General features: G+C 75.3%; 4 protein-coding genes and 1 pseudogene. 1 reads left to right on the top strand and 4 read right to left on the bottom strand.

All coding sequences use genetic code 11. The features are described 5' to 3' along the window. From VR44_RS33980 to VR44_RS33970, 4 genes and pseudogenes are all read right to left on the bottom strand, one after another. A partial coding sequence (locus VR44_RS33980) for an SOS response-associated peptidase (RefSeq protein WP_045951494.1) occupies positions 1-543 on the bottom strand: 543 nt, incomplete at its 3' end. A gap of 86 nt (positions 544-629) precedes the next feature. Further along, positions 630-966: pseudogene (locus VR44_RS43255) on the bottom strand (SHOCT domain-containing protein). A gap of 113 nt (positions 967-1,079) precedes the next feature. After that, the gene (locus VR44_RS33975; protein ID WP_045951493.1) at positions 1,080-1,745 is read right to left on the bottom strand and encodes a response regulator; all 666 of its coding nucleotides are present in this window, start codon (positions 1,743-1,745) and stop codon (positions 1,080-1,082) included. Continuing rightward, positions 1,742-2,947 (bottom strand): sensor histidine kinase, encoded by a 1,206-nt coding sequence (locus VR44_RS33970; protein WP_045951492.1) that lies wholly within the window; start codon positions 2,945-2,947, stop codon positions 1,742-1,744. The genes VR44_RS33975 and VR44_RS33970 overlap by 4 nt, the downstream gene beginning before the upstream one ends. A 470-nt stretch (positions 2,948-3,417) precedes the next feature. Between VR44_RS33970 and VR44_RS33965 the strand changes: the two genes are divergently transcribed. After that, positions 3,418-3,915, top strand: coding sequence for a hypothetical protein (locus VR44_RS33965; protein WP_045951491.1), 498 nt, complete (start codon positions 3,418-3,420; stop codon positions 3,913-3,915). Positions 3,916-3,980 lie beyond the last annotated feature (65 nt).

Below are 3,980 nucleotides of genomic sequence, written 5' to 3'. Positions count from 1 at the left end.
GGCCAGCGGCATGCGGGGGTGGACGCGGCCGGCGGCGTCGGTGGCCTCGGTGGTGATGACGGTGCACGTCGACCACCAGGCGGCCGGGTCGTCCGGGTCGGGGACGGAGGGGTCGCGCCAGAACTCGTAGAGGCCCGCCATCGCCATCACCGAGCCGTCCTGCGGGCTGATGAAGTACGGCTGCTTGTAGGCCTTCGCACCGGCCGTGGCCGGGACGCTCTCCCACTCGTAGAAGCCGTCGGCGGGCAGCAGGCAGCGGCGTTTGGCGAAGGCGCGGCGGTAGGCGGGCTTCTCCCCCACCGTCTCGACCCGGGCGTTGATCATCCGGGCGCCGCCGTCCGGGCTCTTGGACCAGGACGGCACCAGCCCCCAGCGCAGGGGCCGCAACTGCCGCTCCAGGAGCCCGCTCTCCCGGTCGGCGCGCTCCAGTACGGCCCACACCGGGTCGGTGGGGGCGACGTTCCAGCTCGGCGGGAGGACCAGGCCGGGGGCGGGCGGGGCGGCAGCGAAGAGGCTGCGGGTGGAGACGTAGCGGCCGCACATGGCTCCAGCCTGCCACGCGGCCCCGGCCCGGGCGCGGTGCCGGGGCGCGGGGGCCGCCGTGGCGGGCGGGCAGGGCGGGGGTCGGGTCAGGCCGGGCCGTCCTTGAGGGGGCGGCCGAACTGTTCGTCCAGGACGGAGAGGCGGCGCCAGTACTCGTCCTCGTCGATCTCGCCGGAGGCTAAGCGGCGGCCCGTCGATCTCGCCGGAGGCGAAGCGGCGGCCCAGGACCGCGATCGGCGAGTGCCCGGCGTGGGTCGCCCCGGGGGCCTCCCGCCACGGCGCGCGGCGGCGGCCGCGCCAGGCGGTGCGGCGCAGCACGGTGACCACCGTGACCACCACCGCCGCCCAGATCAGCGGTGTGAACAGGATCCACGGGCCGGGCCCGTCGTAGGCCAGGGTGGTGAGGGGGGTGAGGGTGTTCATGGCGGTCAGCTCCTCGGGGGCCGGTGTCTCGTCTTGTTCCGAGACTGGTCCCGGCGGGGGGTTCGGGGCGTCGTACGGCCGGCTGCACCTCGGGTACTTCCGCCGGAGTACGGTCAGCCGAGCCAGCCCGGGCGGACCAGGCCGGACTCGTAGGCCAGCACCACCAGCTGGGCCCGGTCACGGGCGCCGAGCTTCACCATCGTGCGGCTGACGTGCGTCTTGGCGGTGAGCGGGCTGACGACCAGGCGGCGGGCGATCTCCTCGTTGGACAGGCCCATGCCCACCAGGGCCATGACCTCCCGCTCACGGTCGGTGAGCCGCTCCAGCCCCCCGGCGGAGGCCGGTTCGCGGGAACGGGCGGCGAACTCGGCGATCAGGCGGCGGGTGACGCCCGGGGAGAGCAGCGCGTCCCCGGCGACCACCGCCCGCACCGCGCGCAGGAGTTCCTCGGGCTCGGTGTCCTTGACGAGGAAGCCGGAGGCGCCGGCGCGGATCGCCTCGAAGACGTACTCGTCGAGCTCGAAGGTGGTCAGCATGACCACCCGGACCTCGCCGAGGGCTCCGTCGGCGGTGATGGCGCGGGTGGCGGCGAGCCCGTCGAGGTCCGGCATGCGGATGTCCATCAGGACCACGTCCGGGCGCAGCTCCCGGGCCAGCCGGACGGCCTGCCGCCCGTCGGCCGCCTCGCCGGTCACCTCGATGTCGGCCTGGGCGTCGAGCAGGGCCCGGAAGCCCGCCCTGACGAGCAGCTGGTCGTCGGCGAGCAGGACGCGGATCACGGGGCCTCCCGGTCGGGGCCGGGGGCCAGCGGGAGGGTGGCCCGTATGCGGAAGCCGCCGTCGGGGCGGGGGCCGGCCTCGATGGTTCCGCCGAGGGCGGCGGCCCGCTCCCGCATCCCGGCGAGGCCGTTTCCGCTGCCCCCGGCGGGGCTGCCGGTCGGCGGGCCGTCGTCGTCGACCCGCAGTTCGAGGGTGTCGGGCCGCCAGCCGATGCGGATGCGGGCGGTACGCGACCCGGAGTGCCGTACGACGTTGGTCAGTGCCTCCTGGAGGATGCGGAAGGCGGCGAGGTCCGCGCCGGGCGGCAGGGTCCGGGCCGGTCCGGCGGACTCGGTGTCGACGGTGAGCCCGGTGGCGGCGGCCTGCTCGACCAGCTCGGGGAGGCGGTCGAGGCCCGGAGCCGGGGCCCTCGGGGCGGCGCCGGGGGCGCGGAGGGCGTCCAGGACCTGGCGGACCTCGCCCAGTGCTTCCCTGCCGGCCGCCTTGATGGTGGTCAGGGCCGTACGGGCCTGCTCGGGGTCGGTGTCGAGCAGGGTCAGGCCGACGCCGGCCTGGACGTTGATCACCGAGATGCTGTGGGCGAGTACGTCATGCAGCTCGCGGGCCATCCGCAGCCGCTCCTCGTCGGCCCGGCGGGCGGCCGCGGCCGCCCGCTCGGCCCGCTCGCGCGCCCACTGCTCGCGGCGGAGCCGGACCAGCTCGAAGAAGGCGAGCATGACGAGCGCCCAGGCGGTGACGCCCAGCTCCTGCCCCCAGGACGGCGGCCCGTCCGCCGGGGGCGGCAGCCACCGGTAGAGCCAGTGGGCGAGGAGCAGGTGTCCGGCCCAGAGCAGGCCGGCCGCGCCCCAGGCGGCCGCGCGGTGCCCGGCGACGACGGCAGCGAAGCAGGCCACTGCCATGGCGGCGAAAACGGGGCCGTAGGGGAAACCGGCCCCGAGGTACACCAGGGTGACGACGCCGACCCCGTACGCGACGGCGACCGGGTACCGGTGCCGCACCACCAGCAGTGCGGGGCCGAGGAGGAGCAGGATCCGGGCGAAGGCGTCCAGCGGGACGCGACCCGTGTGCGCCCCGGCCGCCCATCCGGAGCCGGCCTGGGCGAGGAGGGCGATGAGCAGCGCCGACCGCCAGGCCGGGCCCCGCCCGGCCCGCTCCACCCACTGCCGCCACGGGGGTCCCGGGCGTACGCTCCGCGTTTCCATGGGTTCACGCTAGACCGGCCCCGCCTTCACCCGCGTCACCCCTGCGTAGCGTCCCCGGCGTACTCCCCAGGGAGTAGGCGGGGGTACGCCCGCGCCCGGGAACCCGCCCGGACGGCCTTCCGCACGGACGCCCGGACGGCCGGATCCCGTCCGACTCCCCGTCCGACTCCCCGACCGACTCCCCGACCGACTCCCGTCCGGATCCCGTCCGGATGCGGCCTCCCCGGGGCGGATCCAGGGTGGAGGGATGGAGCACGCGCCGATCGTCGTACACCGCGTGTCGCCGTCGGGCGGCCGCCCGGTGAGCCGGCGGCCGATCGGCCCGTCGAGCTCCGTCGCATTCCGGCCATGCTTGACGCGCGCATGACATCACTCATGACTTCTCAAGACCCCTGTGGCACGCTCCCTGCGCACTCGGTACCGCCCTCGCACCACACCCCCACAAGGACGTGTCACGGAGGAGCGACATCATGCACCACGCGAAACTCGCCATAGCGGCCCTGGCCCTCGCGGCCACCGTGGGCAGTGTCACGAGCGCCGCCGCCCTCGGCCCCACGGCCGACCAGAAGGTGGACGGCGTCATCGTGGTCTCGGGCAACACCTGTACCTGGACCAACGCCCGCACCAGCGCCAATCCCCCCACCGCCCTCACCGTCGACCGCACCAGCATCAACAAGCCCGGCGGCAACCTCGCCTGCGACGGCGGGATCACCGCTTCCCTCAACAACAATCCGGCCTTCACGTTCGACGACGCGACCGCCACCGCCCGCACGGACCTGATCGACATCACCGGGAGCCAGAGCTTCGTCTCCTGCCGCTACAAGGCCACGAACATCGTGTGGGACCGCGACGGGACCACCCGCAAGTACGTGAACCGCGCCTTCACCGCCACCAAGGCCTCGGGCAGCTTCCTGTGCCCGGCCTCCGTCACCACGGCGGCCGGGGGCGCCTCCATGCTCTTCCACTGACCGGCCGGCCGGGGCACCGCGCGGCGCGCCGTGCCCCGGCCCTTCCCCCCGGCCCTCCCCCGCCC

The sequence above is a fragment of the Streptomyces katrae genome, assembly GCF_000966975.1.
Classification (GTDB): Bacteria; Actinomycetota; Actinomycetes; order Streptomycetales; family Streptomycetaceae; genus Streptomyces; species Streptomyces katrae.
Note: the sequence above shows the minus strand (reverse complement) of the source record. Positions and strands in the feature narration are given on the sequence as shown.